Annotated in this window: 12 protein-coding genes; 8 read left to right on the forward strand and 4 right to left on the reverse strand. The window is 57.7% G+C overall.

Translation table 11 applies throughout. The features are described 5' to 3' along the window. Window positions 1-165 precede the first annotated feature (165 nt). Window positions 166-987, forward strand: a complete 822-nt coding sequence (locus tag NO347_RS15290) for a DUF7504 family protein (RefSeq protein ID WP_256290536.1) — start codon at window positions 166-168, stop codon at window positions 985-987. A gap of 105 nt (window positions 988-1092) precedes the next feature. Here NO347_RS15290 and NO347_RS15295 read toward each other — a convergent pair whose 3' ends face one another. The 3 genes from NO347_RS15295 to NO347_RS15305 all read right to left on the reverse strand — a co-directional run bounded on the left by NO347_RS15295 (window position 1093) and on the right by NO347_RS15305 (window position 3816). Beyond that, on the reverse strand, window positions 1093-2355 hold the full coding sequence (locus NO347_RS15295) for a HEAT repeat domain-containing protein (protein ID WP_256290538.1): 1263 nt from the start codon (window positions 2353-2355) through the stop codon (window positions 1093-1095). Beyond that, complete coding sequence (locus tag NO347_RS15300; protein ID WP_256290539.1) at window positions 2345-2716, reverse strand: hypothetical protein; 372 nt, start codon at window positions 2714-2716, stop codon at window positions 2345-2347. Before NO347_RS15300 ends, NO347_RS15295 begins: the two co-directional genes overlap by 11 nt. Window positions 2717-2961: 245 nt before the next feature. Next, window positions 2962-3816: a coenzyme F420-0:L-glutamate ligase gene (locus NO347_RS15305; protein ID WP_256290540.1), complete on the reverse strand. Its 855-nt coding sequence runs from the start codon at window positions 3814-3816 to the stop codon at window positions 2962-2964. 164 nt (window positions 3817-3980) lie between these two features. On the opposite strand from NO347_RS15305, the gene NO347_RS15310 reads away from it, so the two are divergent. From NO347_RS15310 to NO347_RS15325, 4 genes are all read left to right on the forward strand, one after another. Continuing rightward, window positions 3981-5081, forward strand: a complete 1101-nt coding sequence (locus tag NO347_RS15310) for a peptidase (RefSeq protein ID WP_256290541.1) — start codon at window positions 3981-3983, stop codon at window positions 5079-5081. Window positions 5082-5492: 411 nt separating this feature from the next. Beyond that, window positions 5493-6122: a CPBP family intramembrane glutamic endopeptidase gene (locus NO347_RS17295; RefSeq protein WP_158599330.1), complete on the forward strand. Its 630-nt coding sequence runs from the start codon at window positions 5493-5495 to the stop codon at window positions 6120-6122. A gap of 460 nt (window positions 6123-6582) precedes the next feature. Next, window positions 6583-7689, forward strand: coding sequence for a tetratricopeptide repeat protein (locus NO347_RS15320; RefSeq protein WP_256290543.1), 1107 nt, complete (start codon window positions 6583-6585; stop codon window positions 7687-7689). After that, on the forward strand, window positions 7686-8579 hold the full coding sequence (locus tag NO347_RS15325) for a DUF8045 domain-containing protein (RefSeq protein ID WP_121569561.1): 894 nt from the start codon (window positions 7686-7688) through the stop codon (window positions 8577-8579). The genes NO347_RS15320 and NO347_RS15325 overlap by 4 nt, the downstream gene beginning before the upstream one ends. A gap of 1 nt (window position 8580) precedes the next feature. Here the strand turns inward: NO347_RS15325 and NO347_RS15330 are convergent, their stop codons facing one another. Beyond that, the gene (locus NO347_RS15330; protein WP_256290544.1) at window positions 8581-10593 is read right to left on the reverse strand and encodes an SWIM zinc finger family protein; all 2013 of its coding nucleotides are present in this window, start codon (window positions 10591-10593) and stop codon (window positions 8581-8583) included. A 479-nt stretch (window positions 10594-11072) separates the two neighbouring features. Between NO347_RS15330 and NO347_RS15335 the strand changes: the two genes are divergently transcribed. From NO347_RS15335 to NO347_RS15345, 3 genes are all read left to right on the forward strand, one after another. After that, window positions 11073-12218 carry an ISH3 family transposase gene (locus NO347_RS15335; protein ID WP_256290545.1) on the forward strand — a complete coding sequence of 382 codons (1146 nt, stop codon included), beginning with the start codon at window positions 11073-11075 and terminating at the stop codon, window positions 12216-12218. Between the two features lie 395 nt (window positions 12219-12613). After that, window positions 12614-14026, forward strand: a complete 1413-nt coding sequence (locus tag NO347_RS15340; RefSeq protein WP_256290546.1) for a DEAD/DEAH box helicase — start codon at window positions 12614-12616, stop codon at window positions 14024-14026. Then, complete coding sequence (locus NO347_RS15345) at window positions 14013-15353, forward strand: DUF790 family protein (protein WP_256290547.1); 1341 nt, start codon at window positions 14013-14015, stop codon at window positions 15351-15353. The genes NO347_RS15340 and NO347_RS15345 overlap by 14 nt, the downstream gene beginning before the upstream one ends. The last annotated feature ends 47 nt before the right edge of the window (window positions 15354-15400 follow it).

Here is a 15400-nt window from a genome sequence, read left to right on the forward strand (position 1 = left end):
CGTATTCTAATAGTAGAACTCACATTTTAGAAATCAAGTCTAGGTATTCATAGCTGTTCTGAGTAATATCTGATACGCAAGAGCTCTTTCGCCTCGGCGGACGCATACATTGAACGGCGACAGGCGATTCCCACCGCTTATATCAGCTCAGGAGAATGATGCGGTATGGTACATCGCTGGCGGTGTCCACACTGCGACTTCTCGTCGTGGGCAGCGAGTCGGGAGCAAGCGGCCGAGTCAGTCAAATCACATCTCCTCAGCCACTACCACGGGAACATCGGGCAGGAGGATTTCAGTTACAGATGGTCGTGTCCGTACTGTGAGGGGGAAAATCACCATCACGAACGCGATGAAGCAGTAACCGAATTCAAAGACCACCTCTTCGACCACGTCGAACCACACCTCAAGCCCGACGTCCACCTCGCGGACGGGATCGACAGAACTGGGAGCATCTTGGTCAAGGCACCACTGGAAAGCACCGGAGCGAACGGCGCTCGGATCCACTTGCTCACGCCGGCGAACATCTACATATTCGTCACGCGGGATCCGAAGCAGCGGATCGAACTCATACGGGACCAGTTTGCAGAGTGGCCGGCGTCGACGATCGTCATCACGACCAAATCACAACCGTTCTCGGGAGTCGACGGCATCGACCTCGAAACGATTCCCCTCGAGATCGTTCACTTGAACAAAGGTCTCGGCCTCTCCAGCCTGGGCGAAACCGTCTCACGCGTCCTCAGCGAACACGAATCGACGGGAAAGGTCTCACTCGAGTTCGACATCCTCTCGGAGATCATCAAGAAGTTCGAGGTTCAGGACGTGCTCCAGTTCCTCCGTGGGTTCACCGCTCGATGTGATCGATCAGACGCACTATCACACTATTACGTCAACCCGAAGGCACAGTCGGAGTCGGTGATGAACGTCTTCGAACAGATATTCGATCTGCAAGTCGAAGCGAAAGGCCTGGTGTTCGAGTCAGAAGGCTGAACTGTGCGTGCGGGACGGGCCGTCTCATAGGGCTTATCGTAACTGTTCGGAGATTCTCGCCGTATCGTCCGGCGAGAAATCTAGGACGACGTACGATAATCCCTATCAGTTCCCTTCGTTTTTCTTTTCCTTTTCTTTCTGTCGGGTGTAGTCTGCGGGGTCCCGAACGTAGGTGTACTCGACGGAGTCGCGGACAGAGTCGTCTACTCTGTCGACATCGATCCGGTCAAGGAGTTCTTGGGCGCGTTCTTTTGCCTCCGTCGATCCGTCTTGTTGCCGAATGAACGCCAGCAGGCGGTTCTCGAGGGTTTTACTCTCGAGTTCTGCGAGGCTGTCTGCAGCCTCATCGGCGAACGCTTCCGCATCGAGCAGGCCCAAGAGGGCCTCGTGGACCGCATCGATGTCCGCCGCCGTGGGATCGACGACGCGTCCGAGTAGCCAGACGACAGTTCGTTTGATCGACGTCCGCGAAGTGTCGGAGAGGATATCGAGCAACCGCGGGATCAGTTCCGCGTCGTCGATCGTGCGCATTTGATCTTTCACGGCCTGGCGGACCTCGTCGTCGGCGGCAGTGTCGGCAGCGATGAGTTCGATCAGCGACAACGTCGCCGCTTGCCGGACATCCGAGGACTCGTCCGTGAGCCGTTCGACGAGGACGGTAAGCGGCTTGGCGTTCCGGAGTTGGCTCAGTTCGGAGACGGCGATGTAGCGGACGCGTTTGTTGTTCGACTGGGCGGCCGGAATCAGTCGCTCGAGCGCCGCTTGAGTGCCGATCATCGTGAGCGCCTCGGCCGCCGCCTGTTGCACGATCCGCTCGCTGTCGTCGAGTCGGTTCGCGAGCGCGTCAATCGCCCGTGGATCGCCGATGAGTCCGCAGGCACTGACCGCCCGTTCCCGGACACGGGGATCTAGATCGTCGAATGCCTCAACCAGGTACGGGACCACGTGCTCGTCACCGATGCGCCCCAGTGCCGACGCGGCGACCAGCTGGAACTCCACCTCCTCCGAGTCGAGCCACTCGACGAGCTTTTTGCTCGTCAGCCAGTCCGGCGCCTGTCCCGCGTCGAAGTCGGCGATCTCGGTGATCAACTGGTCGATCGCCTCCCGACCGTGCCGATCCAGGGAGTCGACCGCGCGGGCGCGGACGTCCGACGATTCGTCCTCGAGGACAGCGGTGATGAGCGCCCGAATGATCAGCGTCTCATCACCGCTCCGAGCGATGTCCGCGAAGTCGCCGAGTCGCTCCGCCGCTGTCTCTCTGGTTTGTGGGCTGTTGGATCGCTTCAGGTACCTGATGAGGGTTTTCGTCTTTCCGTCGCGGACGAGTTCGTAGAGACTTAGAACATCGTCTTCCGGCTCATTGGCCATAAACTGTCTTATGAAAACCAATACGGCGGGGTGTAATATTCGTTACCCAAGAGAGGTATATCGCACCTAGAGCAGCGTTTGCAGTTGCGTGCACAGCCGAACACACATCGTCAAGCGGCCACGTGGGGACTCGAAGGTCCTTGTACCCGTGCTTGCTCAGCACCCGGAAGGTCGCCTCCATAAGCAGTTCCTCGAAGTCGAGAAGCCCTAACAACTGCCACAATTTCTGGGTCCGCTGCTCGTCGAGAAGTCCCCGTCTTCTGGCTTCGTCGAGCGAGACATCGTAGTCGGCGAGAGTCCCTGAATGATACTCACGGGCGAACTCGTCGTACTCGGCGTATTCGGTAATCAGGTCAGCCACTCCATCATACGAGGGGCCGCACACCCATTACTCCCCCCGTCCATCCGATCACTAACCTCGAACGTCCTGTATCGAGCGTCGAGAAATCACTTGGACGCCCTCCTCTGCCGAGCATTGATACCCTCGCCTAGCCCAAAACATCCGACACGCAATACCAGTGTTTGGTGGGAGCTTAATATCGGTCTCGTTGGGAGCTTTCTGTCGGGATTGTTCCGATAGGCTTGGATCTGCCTCCTAAAGTTGTGTCAGAACCATTCACGGGCCTTCAGGCGGGCCGTCAGTTGTACACTCTTGCGAAGTCCGCGGCGGACGACACCGCCCGAATTCGGCACACCCTCTCCATCTTCGTACTCCAGCCCTCGGACGACCGTAACGGGGATCTGTTCGTCCGCCTGTCCGAACAGTAATGCTGACCCGGCTGTGAGCTCGTCTGCGACGAGGTCAACGCCCCCAACCTTCGGCTGATCATACAGGTCTGTTTGTCCGAAATTGCTATCGATCGCTTCGATTCCCGAACACCCGATCGCCAGGTCCATCGAACCTGGGCCAGCGATTTCCGAGTCAGCCAAAACGACGGCCACATCTGTATCTGTCCGTTCTTCGATCCCCTCGCGGAGACAACGGGCACTCTCGTCGGGATCTTCAGGCAGCAACGTCATCATCCCGCCTGGACTGTTCGACCAATCGACACCCGCGTTTGTACAGAGCCGTCCGTTGCGCTCGGTCACGAGCATCGCTGGGACCTCCTCAAGTGCTTCCTGCGCTGCCTCGGGGTCGACAGCGTGTTCCAACAGCAGGTCTTCGCCGATCTCTGCGATCGGGATCGCACCGATAACCTCGCTTTCATCGTAGATCACGGAGACTTCCCGCGGATCGATGCCGGTGATATCGGCCACTCGCCGATCGCGGTCAGTAACTTCGACCTCGTCGGCCTCGACAAGTCGGTTCTCGGCGAACGATACGACCTTCGCGGTGACGACGACGATATCACCGTCTGACAGGGGATACTCTTCAGCTGTCGTTTCGACGATTCGATCGACGAGGTCGTCGTTCGGCTCAACTCGCCCGATGTTGAGTCCGTGGAATGTTAATTCTGGCATCAGTTGAATATTAGAGCTATCACACTTCAACGCCGGGACTATTGCAGATCGAGGGGAATAGATGAGGTCTTTTACTGCATCTAAACGACCGACTCGTTCCTCGTCAAGTGGGGTTTCGTCCTACTACGCTATGATTTTAGTGCGTGTTGCGGGAAGACGCAGATATGCTTGCCCTCCAAACTACGCCGATCTCCCTTAGTGCTGCTAGTGTTGCACTCGTGGGACTCGCGCTCATCGGAAGTCTCCTTGGCGCTACCGGTAGCGTTGTCGTTCGTCGGCTCAGAAACCCTGTTGGAAAGTATCGGTTGCTGTATGCAGGTGTTCTCTTCCCGTACACACTGCTCGCTTATGCTGTGTTCGCCCTGACCGGATTCGGTACGGCCCTCCTCACAACCCTGCCCGCCGTTCCGGAGCTTGTGACTCGGGTTCTCGCTGATTTCGTCACATTCCTCGCAGCCGGCTGTGTCTGGATTATCTCGTATCTTCCGACGGTACGGGGAATCCGCGACGTGCGTGACGTCGATCTCGCCACCAGTACGTCGATCCGCAAGATGACACGGTATGTCATCGGGGTAAGTGCTCTTCTCACCGTGGTGTTGGTACCACTGCAGGTGGTCTCGATCGAGTCGTCACCGCTCGCCCTCGCTGCCGGACTCGCAGCACTCGTGGTCGGGATGCTGTACGCGGCACCCTGGCTCATCTCAATCCTTCGTTCGACATCGAGGCCGACTGGAGACACTGCTGATCGAGTGGAGAGACTTTGTGATCGCGCAGGTCTCAGCGTTCGAGACGTGCGGATCCTCGATACCGAGAACGGGGAAACCGCGGATTCGCTCGTCCGCGGTCCGCCGAACTACCGGCGTCTCTTCGTTACGAGCACGTTTCTCGACGCCTTCGACGACGAGACCGCCACCGCGTTGCTGGCGGTCGAGGCCGGAAAGCTCCGGATCCACGTCTTCGAGGTCAGGGTCGTGTCGGTGCTCGTGGGTGGTATCACACTCATCGCATCCGTCATCGGGAACGGTCCACAGTGGCTGTTACTCGGGGTCGCACTGACATCGGTTCTCGTGGGTTTTGCCCTCTCGCAACGGCGGATTCGCGCGGCTGACGAGTACGCTGCCGAACAGGTCGGGCGGGCGACCGTTGCCGATGCGCTCACCGAATACGCTGAGGTACACGCGCTAGAACCGACACGACGACGGATTCCGAACCCCCTCTCGATCAGGGTCGCGCTCGGAGATCGAATCGATCGGCTTCGATCCTAAAACCAGATTTTTAGCCTGAGATACACTTTTGATGTGGACGATTGAGTACTGGATATGCCCTCCCATCAAGAATCCATCGAACACCCGTCTCGCGGTCGATTATACGAGAGAGCACACCTATGTAGCCCTCGTTCCTGACCACTACGGAGCAGCTATGCCGGCCCCTCACCCACCGCTGTCAGGGACTGATCAGCGAGATTCACTGCCTCCAACTCGAAGAACTAGTCCTCGGACCCGGTCGGACGCCGCGCCGGCGTGTGGTTCATCGTGAACCTTCCGTCCGAGATTTCAGCTGCGTTGGAACCGAGACGCGGACGACGAGTTCGTGCAGCTTTCGCTGGGCTCGGGATCACCGTCGGTGCGTTACTCGCCGGATTAATCGGCGTCATTTCGATGGGAGGTCTCGTATCGGTGTTTGACCTCGGTGAGTCACCCGTCGTTCGCGTTCTCCAGGGGAACTATATCCAGGTCGGATTTGCTGGCTTCGCCGTTGCGTACCTGTTCTGGCAGGGCGATTGGGACCGGTACGTCAAGATCCGATGGCCGACGCTCGAAGATGTCGGCTGGATCGTTGGGTTACCCCTCCTCTTCGCAGCCCAGGGAGTCGTTCTCCCTCCGGTATTGGCTGCGGTCGGACTCCCACATCCACAACCGGGGACTGGAATGGAGCAACTCGCGTTAGAAACACGGCCCTTGCTCTGGCCGGTCGCATTCATCGGGATGTATCTGTTTGCTGCACCGGCTGAGGAACTCGTCTATCGCGGAATCGTTCAAGGTCGGCTTCGCGCTGCCTTCGATACGTTCGGTGTTGTGATCCTCGGTGGGCTGTTGTTCGGTGTGATGCATTTCCTCGTCGGACTGATGACTCAGGGTGTAAGCTTCGGTGGCAGCCTCTACTGGGGAATTGATACGGTGATACCTGGGTTGGCTTGGGGATACGCATACGAACGCACAGAGAATCTCTTGGTACCCGCAGTCACACACGCGATGGTTTGGACCATTGCACTCCACGAAATCGTACTTCACGTCCTTCCGGTGTAGTATACGGCAGCGCTCCCGGAATTCAAGATGTAACAGGTTATCTGATTACAGAGACACCTCGAGAAATGCCATCGAGATCGGTAGCATCCGATTGCTGAAATTGTGAGCTAACAGAGTGTCTCAGGTGCTCAATCATACAGAAAGTGACTGTTTCGTGGTGTTCAGGCAGCACTCCCTCGGCTTGTTCGGGAAGTAACGACTATGGGCGGTCAGCCTGGGCTTCTGAGTGGTGCCTTATTTAGGACTGACACGCTATGCTGACGCTTCGAGATACGTGATGAGTGCTGCTTTACTGATCCGGATTAGCGATCCCACCTTACCAAGCGGTTGGCATGCTTCTTCGAATTACTTGGTAAGGTAGGCGCTTTGGAGGCCGAGATCGCAGATTCCGCGGTCGCTTCGTCACCGATTTCCTGTTGACACCTGTTGCTTTTTCTACCCGCATGCGTAGCCCCAGCTAATGAGCGACTGTCGCTACTGCGAGCAAACTTTCGAGGAGGAGACTGCGCTCCGAGAGCATCTCTACGAGTCCCACGAACGTGACGAACTGAGCCGAATCGACCGAAAGCGTGTCGAGCAATACGTCGACGAACACGGCGTAGATGAGAGCAGTAACGACGCAGACACGGACGGCAACCAATCCATCCAGCGTGAACAACGAACAGTCAATACATCAGACGGCACCTATCCTGCTGATGCGTGGGAACTCAGTGATGTCGAAGCACTCTCGACGGACGAAATCGTTGAGAAACTCGCGGACCACGGCATCGAAACAAACGAGACGGCGTTTCGGAACCGGGCAGAAGACCTCGATTCGGCGACGACACTCTCTGAGCAGTGGGAAGCCGAATACGAGGTCGATGCCACGGGCTACGATCAGGACTTTATCTGGATGGCAGCACAGGAACTCTGGGAGCGCTGGATACCCGAGGTTCCGAATAAAGAACGGATATACGACTTCGTACAGGAGGGTCGCGACCTCCGGGAGAAAGGAAACCGCGCTGAGGCCTGCGAGCAGTGGCTAACTGCCTGGGAGTACATCCTCGCCGTCATACCCGACGACAGTACGACCATCGAAGAAGCAGACCGAACATTACCGACGTTTCTCTCGCTCAAGGCGTACATTCGAACGCTCGACAACGATCTTGCCACCGTCGCTGAGGACGATCCGGCGTATCATAAGCACCGACTCGAGTTCTGTCGAGAGGTCTGCGAGCAGTTCCCGGATGCAGACGACGAGTTTCTTCTCGACTTTCGCCACTTCGTCGCCGATTCGCTCGCGGAGCTAGACAGAATCGCTGACAGCAGGGCCGAGTTCGAGGCGCTCATCGAGGAGTATCCCGAGGATCCCTGGGCGTACAAGAAACTCGCGGATAGTTACTGGCTCGATGATCCCGACGAGCTATCGATGGAAGAGTTGGAGCGTACTGCGGAACTGTACCGAGCGGCGCTGGAGGTCGAGGGTCCTCTCGAAGGAGCGTCGATGGTAGCCGACTGTCTCGAGGACGTCGAAAACCGACTGACTGACGCGAGGGCGTCCGACGAACGGGGAGGTGAAAAGCCATGAAGCTTCGCTACTATGCTGACGCACCAAACTACGACGATCACGAGCAGATCATCGATCTCTTGTACACGATCTCCGACAAGTACGGCATCACAGTCGAGATCGAGCGGGTGAACAATCGGTATGGATCGATCCAGGTCTTTCCGGGGGATATACGTGAAAACCCGCCGGAAGACGTCTACGACCGGGATTTCCACTACAACCGGACGCTCGGCTCGAATATCGACGAATCGCCGTCACAGGCATTCAAAGCCAGTGGCCGACACGTCGACATCGATGGGTACGTTGGCATCATCGACGACGGACTCGTCTGGGCGACAACCCACCGTGGTGATCCAATCGGCTATGGGCCGGACGTCGACCCTACGGATACCACACTCGGATTTCTCGATCAAGCCGCCAATCATGGGCTGGAAGCGATCGAGGAGAAGTACATGGATGAAGACGAACGCGAGCGAACCGTCATCGAGCAGTTCCTCACAGCAGATGTCGTTGACGGCACTGTTCATCGAGATGTTGTTGTCGGGACATCACAACTCCCCGACTCGCCCGCGCACAGAGTGGACAGTTCAGTCGGCGAGATAATTACTCGGACGGTCGATGCCATCATCGAGACGGACGAGAGTGACTGGATCGTTCAAACGGCGAAAACGTTCGAGGCATCGGCGTTCGACACCGCTCTCGGCCAAGTCCTCGTTCGCGATCGACTCCATCGTCTCGATACAGGCACGAATACAGACACGACTCTCGCAATCGTATTCAATACGGTTCCTTGGGAACTGGATATCGACGCTGTTCCAGCGACTGTAGATCAGTTGACCACGATATCAGACGGACCAGACGTTCGAGTGTTTGCAGGTCGTGATGGGGAGTTCAAGGAGGTTATCGAGTGAGTCAAAACCCTGCCTTCTCGAGTTCGTCGAGGAATGCTGGCCGATTCGAATGTTCCTCCTTCAGGAACTCGACGAACTCTTCGAACTGGGCGTCAGAAACCAACTCCTGCATCGACTCCAAGTGATCTGCAATTTCCCGGTAATGACGACGCCCAGTATCACCGGCTGCAAACGGAATCAGCTGTTCGCGGTACATCTCGAAATACTCGATCGGATCGACCGTTGCGACCGGATCCTGATAGCGACGAATCCACGGTAGATTCTCGGCTTCCTTCAGTTCGAAGAATGCCTTCTCGAGATCCATCTCGTGGACGTACATAGAGATCAGCCGTTGTCGGTCACGCTGGTCGAGTTTACGCTCGAACTCTCCGTATATCGACGCCCATTCGCGACCGGTACAGGCCTCCTTTAGCTCGTCGTAGGCGTCCCACTCGGAGTGATCGAGGAACAGTTGCTTCAACAGCGCCTTGTATTTGTCCGGCTCCCGATTTCGGTAAAGATCGACGGCGAGCCAGCGCAGGTCAGTCGTCGAACGGAATGTGTCAATTCCGTGTTCGACGACCTCAAGTGCACGCTCTTCGTCGTCTTGTTCGATCAGCCGCTCGGCGTACGCCTTACAGAACCGCTTGTCTTCAAGGTAGATCTCTTCGTACAGCGTATCCAGAACATCTTCCTCGCCAAGTTCCTCCAGCACGTACACGTAAGTCGAGAGAACACGTCGTTTCTGGAACTTCGAAGCAAGATCTGACTTGGAAGCACTGGATTCGGGCGATTCGATTCCAGCAGTGTGCCGTTCGACGGTTGTTGGAGCGTCCACTCGAAGCTCGTCAAACGCATCGCCGACGAAGTACCCGATCTCTAGTGGTCCGACTGCTAAATGCTCGACATCAAGCGTTCCGCCAGTAAATTCGTCCGTAGAGAGCGGTCCGGTCGCGAAATCCGAAGTATAGAGGACATTGTCGGTCCGCCCGTTTTCGCCAGTTGTGTCTGTCTCGTCTTCCGACTGCGCGTTCGAACCGTCTGTCGGTTCGCTTGATGAGATGTCTTCTTGAACGTCGTCCTGAGTCGTCTCCGTCGAAGAGCCGACCGATGCTTTGAGGGCCTCTGGCTCGAGATCGACACCCGAAACGTGTGCATCCAACAGCTCGAGCCAGTATTCGAGGTCCGCCCTCGTTGTGCAGATCGTCCGTAATGCTTCGGCGTAGTCCTCGCTGGCAAACCCGTAATCCGCATCGATGAATTCCCCGAAGAGATATTCGATGTGCGGTCGCTTTTCTGGGTGTCCATACCCTTGTTCGGTGATCGTCTCAGCGTACTCCTCAATAGCACGGCTCAATTCGCGACCGTAGTGCCCGCTACTGTCGTCGATTCGATTCATGTTTTCGCGGATTGCCTCCGCCAGCGCACGGTAGATATCGGTCGCTGTGCCAATGTTTCCACGGCCTCGGTGCATTTCCGCCAGGTCGTGATACTGGGAGAAGCCGATACGAGTATCGTATTCGATCATGCCACCACGACCGGCTGCATCCTCGAACAGACGGTCGATTTCTTGTTTGTAATCGTAGACGGTCTTACCTGGCTCTTCGCCAGCAAATGCGACGAAGCGCTCACGGATATCACGGTTGTCCGCGATGATGTCGAGGAGAAACGTTCGAAGCTCGTCGTCAGGCGTCCGATCGATCAGGGCTTCAACATCGACCGTCTCGGAGCTATCTGATGAATCGGCTGTCTCAGCAGTTGACTCGGATGAGCGATCTTCGACGGCCAAGAGTACAGCGACGATGTGCTTGCAATCTCCAGCATAGTCGTAGGGGCAACTACAGACGGTCCGAATCGTGTCGTCGTCGATATCGATTGAGATGTCGTAATCGCGGGATCCACGAACGATTGCAGTAATGTCTCCACCCTCGACCTCCAGTTTCTGAATCCGATCCTGCTCGTAGTACTTGACCCCCCGTTCGAAGGACTGTTCCGTACAGAGCGAACGAATCTCCGATCTAGCCGGATACTCCATTCCTGGGCTATCTTTTGCTATGAAATGCACTATTGAAGAGCTACTGGTCTGATGTTGCTTCTTGAGCTCGCCCTCTTTGTTGAGGCCTGTTATCGGTTATATTGTTGTTTCCTATACGGATCTCGATAAAATCGATCGCACTCACACGTCTCGGTTGTTCGGATTGGCAATTCGTCAACTCCTACTAGGGCTCCACCCGAATCGTGCAGTCACAGTAGACGTAATCCTGATTCTTCACCCACGATCCACAGTCGCCACAGTACAGTAGGTCATACGCACGCCTGAACACGTCACGCTCATTCTTCAATTCCTCCCCAGTATAGAATGCCGCTTCGGCATCGTTGTGGTGTACGTTCCGATGAAGCAAATTCAGATGTCGGTCCAAATCCTGTTTAAGCTCCTCAAGGGCATCAAGATCGTTGTCAATCTGCTCTCAGTCGATCACATCGGGTTAGAGGAAGTGTCTGCTTTGGGAAGATGTGCAACAACCCGAAGCAGACAGCGAGATAGAGGAAGAGCACCTGCTTAATTTTGTCGTCAACAGCCTTGACGAGGAACTTGCGATAGATCTCGGCGAGAACGTCGAAGTCACCACAGAGAAACTGTATGAGGTCCTCGCCGGCGCCAGCGCCGGCGGGACCTCAATCAACCACGTCTGCGAAACGACAGACGACTCACCGCACGCCAACACCGTTCGGGGACATCTCACCGACCAGTTCGACCTTGACACTGTTGAGGCGGTTGGAGACACGCTCCTCCAACGAGATGCGGTTGAGACACTGCCGGATCGACCGGTGGAGGTCGTCGCCGACCTCCACCTCGATCCCTATTACGGCGACGAAGACGAGACAGAAGCGCTGTATTTCTCGGAGGCGAAACGGGGAACAACCGCTTTTCACGCGTATGCGACGCTCTACGCGCGGGTACGCAACAAGCGGTACACGCTGGCGGTGCGCCAGCTTGTCGCTGGCGACACCACCAGCGATGTCCTCGCTGAGTTTCTTGAACTCCTCGACGGCCTTGACCTCGGCGTCAAGGCCGTCTACCTCGATCGCGGATTCTACAACAGCACCTGTCTCAACCTACTGTACGCGCACAACTACGCCTACGTGATGCCGATCGTCAAGTGGGGCGAGACGATTCAAAACGAACTCAGCACAGGCTGGAGCCGCGAGATCGAACAGGATCTCGCCGGCGAGGTGACGTTTCCTGTGTTCATCGATTGCGTCTACCAGCAAGGACGATACGACGAACACGGGGTGGCGCGTCACGGCTACGCCGCTGACGCGCCGTTTATCGACACGCCGCGGGATGCACGAGAACACTACAGCAAGCGCTTCGGCATCGAGTCAAGCTACCGCTTAGCCAAGCAGAGCCTCGCGTTCACCAGTTCTCAGGACGCTGGGCTGCGGCTGGTGATGTTTGTCGTGAGCCTGCTGCTGCAGAACAGCTGGCGGTATCTTCACTGGCGGTACGTGGCGGCGCCCTGCCGCGGGGGGCGCCGCCTCTGGCAATGGTCGTTCACGGAGTTCTGTGAGATGGTGCTGCGGGCCGCTTGGACAGCGCTTGGTGTGCGCAGGGCTGTTCCAGCGAACCAGCCACTCGACGACCGGTTCTTCCGGTAGGGTAGCTGTCCACCGGTCCGGACAGCAGTCGTGAGTGGCGACGCTGTCGCGTCGGCGGCAGTCCGCCGCCGACAGCGACGTTCCATCCCGAAAATGACACTCACCAGCGCTTCGAAGACGCTCCACAACCAGTTCGATCTGATTCACCGCCATCAGACGAGATTGCGCGGCTGTCGATGTGATCGACTGATTCTTCACCGCATCGACTGCACGATTCACCTGGTCAGACTCGCCCGATGACAGAGCATCGGCGAATGCTTCGGGTGTATGCTCCATAGTTCGTAGTTCCATAGCCAGTCGTGTAACTGCTCGGAACGAGCCACGCGAAGAGTGAGCGCCATAGATCTCAATCCATCAGTGTCGTTTATCCCGGGTGCGTGCGTGAATCATCATAAATGCGGATCAAGTTCGACGATGGAACACTCCTACTCCGTAACGCCCCGGATGACGTTCCTCATGCGGAGTGGGACGACCGTGTCGACGAGTACCGAGCGCAGGCCTATCGGTATCGTGCTCTCCTCGAATGGGCCGGTACATGGACAGGCAGCGACGACCAGGCCACGCTCCGCGATGGATTCGGTCGGTCCTGCGAGGATTCTGCTCGGGCCTACCCCGACCTGAAGCTCACGACGGCGCTCCACATCGAACCGCGTGACTACCAGCAGGCCGCCCTCGACGCCTGGATCGATCACGATCGGCGAGGGAGTGTCGTGCTCCCCACGGGCAGCGGGAAGACGTTTCTCGGCCTGCAGGCGATCGCCGACGCCGGCGTCAGCACGCTCGTCGTGACGCCGACGATCGACCTGATGAACCAGTGGCACGCCACCCTCACCAACGCCTTCGGCGACCAACTCTCGGAGCCGATCGGCGTCCTCGGCGGTGGCAGCCACGACGTCACCGCGATTACCGTCACCACCTACGACAGCGCCTACCGCTACGTCAACGAGTACGGCGATCGGTTCGGCCTGCTCGTCGTCGACGAGGAACACCACCTGCCAGCTCCGACCTACCGGCAGATCCCCGAGATGATGATCGCCCCGTATCGCCTCGGGCTGACCGCCACCTACGAGCGGCCCGACGGCAAGCACGAACTCCTCAAGGACCTCCTCGGCCCGGTCGTCTATCGGGAGGACGTCGACGAACTCGCCGGTGAATACCTCAGTGAGTACGAAACGATCCACATGTCGGTCGAGCTCACGGCCGATGAGCGCGAGCAGTACGACGAAGAATATCAGATCTATCGGGACTACGTCGACAGCCACGAGTTCGATCTCTGGAAAGAAGAGGGCTACCAAGAGTTCCTCAAGCGCACCTCCTACGATCCACAGGGGCGGCGGGCGCTCATCGCCAAGCAACGCGCCGAGCGGATCGCCCGAACAGCGGAGAAGAAGCTCGACACACTCGACAATCTCATCAAGCGCCATCACGACGACCGCGCGATCATCTTCACCGCCAACAACGACTTTGCTTACGACATTTCTCGGGAGTTCATCGTCCCCTGCATCACCCACCAGACCAAGACCAACGAACGCACCGAGATCCTGAAACGGTTCCGGACCGGCGAATACTCGATGCTCGTGACCTCGCAGGTTCTCGACGAGGGGATCGATGTTCCGGCGGCAAACGTCGGGATCATCCTCTCGGGGAGTGCCTCGAGACGCCAGTACGCCCAGCGGCTCGGCCGCATCCTGCGCCCCACGGACGACCGTCAGCCCGCGCGGCTCTACGAAATCATCACCGAGGATACGATGGAGACCTACGTCTCCCAGCGCCGCCGGGAGGGGGTGAGTGCCAGTGCTGACGGCTGACCTCGCACGCTCGCGAAGGACCGACGAGACGATCACGTCGCTGTTCATCGATCCCGACGAGGAGCGCTACCGACAGACCGCGCGAGAACTCATCCAGCTGTTTGAGAACCACCTTGGCGAGCCGAAAGGGGACCTCGAGGACGCGATTGACGAGCTGACCGTCGCAGATACCGACTACAAGATCGTCCAGGGCCTCGCGAAGCTCCTCAAAGACGAGTGTGAGTTCGAGGTCGTAGCCTCCGTCGAACCGCGTGAGATCCGCCGACGGTTGTTCGAGAAAGCCAACAAGCGCTATCCGATCGTCCGCCAGCCCACGCTCGGCGAGGACACACAGAAACTGGAGGTGTATAGTGCGGTCGCCGACGACCTCGGGGTGTCATTGGAAGAGTGCTATCGCGGGATGTACGCCGATCTCGAAGACAACAAGCGACTCATCCGAATCGGCACGCGCACGGCCAACCAGTACGCTAGTGATGGCGATAGATCAACCTCGACGACCAACCTGACCGGCAGCAGCGACGCGGAGTACGAACACACGGATCTCACCGTGGACTGGCTGATGACGCGTTACAACCTCGCGCTTGCCCAAGCGGTGCTCTACGACGCCACAGAAATGCGGATTCGGGTGTGGGACCACTTCGGGACGGTGTTCAGCTACATGAAGCTGTTCGGGTTGATGCACCGAATTTATCCGATCGACGCCGACGGTGAGCGCGTCGCGAGCACGAACCAAGCCGCCGGCTACGAGGCCGTACTGGACGGCCCGGCATCGCTATTCTCGAAGTCGCAGAAGTATGGAATCCGGATGGCGAACTTCCTGCCGGCGTTACCGCTCTGTGACCGGTGGGAGATGACTGCCGAGATCCTCGTCGACGAGACGACCGGCGGTACCCGACAGTTCGCGCTCGACCACACGGAGGATCTCGATTCGCACTACAGTGCCGGCAAACGGTTCGATAGTGACGTGGAGCGGACGCTCGCCAATAAATGGGAGCGAGCGAATACGGACTGGGAGCTGGTGCGGGAAGACGATGTCTTCGACCTTGGTGCAGAGGTGATGATTCCCGACTTCGCGATCGAGCATCCTGATGGTCGACGGGCAATTCTCGAAATCGTCGGCTTCTGGACGCCCGAATATCTGGACACAAAGTTGGAGAAGATTCGAAAGGTTGAGGCCGACAATTTCGTGCTGGCTGTCTCGGAGCGGCTGGATTGTGCGAGCGAGGAGTTCGGGAGCGCCGCCGATCGAGTGCTGTGGTTCAAAACTGGGATGCACGTCTACGACGTAGTCGATTTAGCTGAACAATACGCGACGGGGATGCCATAGAGTCAAGAGCAGGCGTCAACTGTCCCGTGCACGGTGGCGCGAGGCTT

It is taken from the genome of Halobellus inordinatus (assembly GCF_024464655.1).
Taxonomy (GTDB): domain Archaea; phylum Halobacteriota; class Halobacteria; order Halobacteriales; family Haloferacaceae; genus Haloquadratum; species Haloquadratum inordinatus.

Excerpts from the sequence above, each read along its gene's own strand:
- NO347_RS15320 (WP_256290543.1), top strand. The coding sequence starts at position 6,583 with ATGAGCGACTGTCGCTACTGCGAGCAAACTTTCGAGGAGGAGACTGCG.
- NO347_RS15325 (WP_121569561.1), top strand. The coding sequence starts at position 7,686 with ATGAAGCTTCGCTACTATGCTGACGCACCAAACTACGACGATCACGAG.
- NO347_RS15290 (WP_256290536.1), top strand. The coding sequence starts at position 166 with ATGGTACATCGCTGGCGGTGTCCACACTGCGACTTCTCGTCGTGGGCA.
- NO347_RS15305 (WP_256290540.1), bottom strand. The coding sequence starts at position 3,816 with ATGCCAGAATTAACATTCCACGGACTCAACATCGGGCGAGTTGAGCCG.
- NO347_RS15330 (WP_256290544.1), bottom strand. The coding sequence starts at position 10,593 with ATGGAGTATCCGGCTAGATCGGAGATTCGTTCGCTCTGTACGGAACAG.
- NO347_RS15310 (WP_256290541.1), top strand. The coding sequence starts at position 3,981 with ATGCTTGCCCTCCAAACTACGCCGATCTCCCTTAGTGCTGCTAGTGTT.
- NO347_RS15340 (WP_256290546.1), top strand. The coding sequence starts at position 12,614 with ATGCGGATCAAGTTCGACGATGGAACACTCCTACTCCGTAACGCCCCG.
- NO347_RS15295 (WP_256290538.1), bottom strand. The coding sequence starts at position 2,355 with ATGGCCAATGAGCCGGAAGACGATGTTCTAAGTCTCTACGAACTCGTC.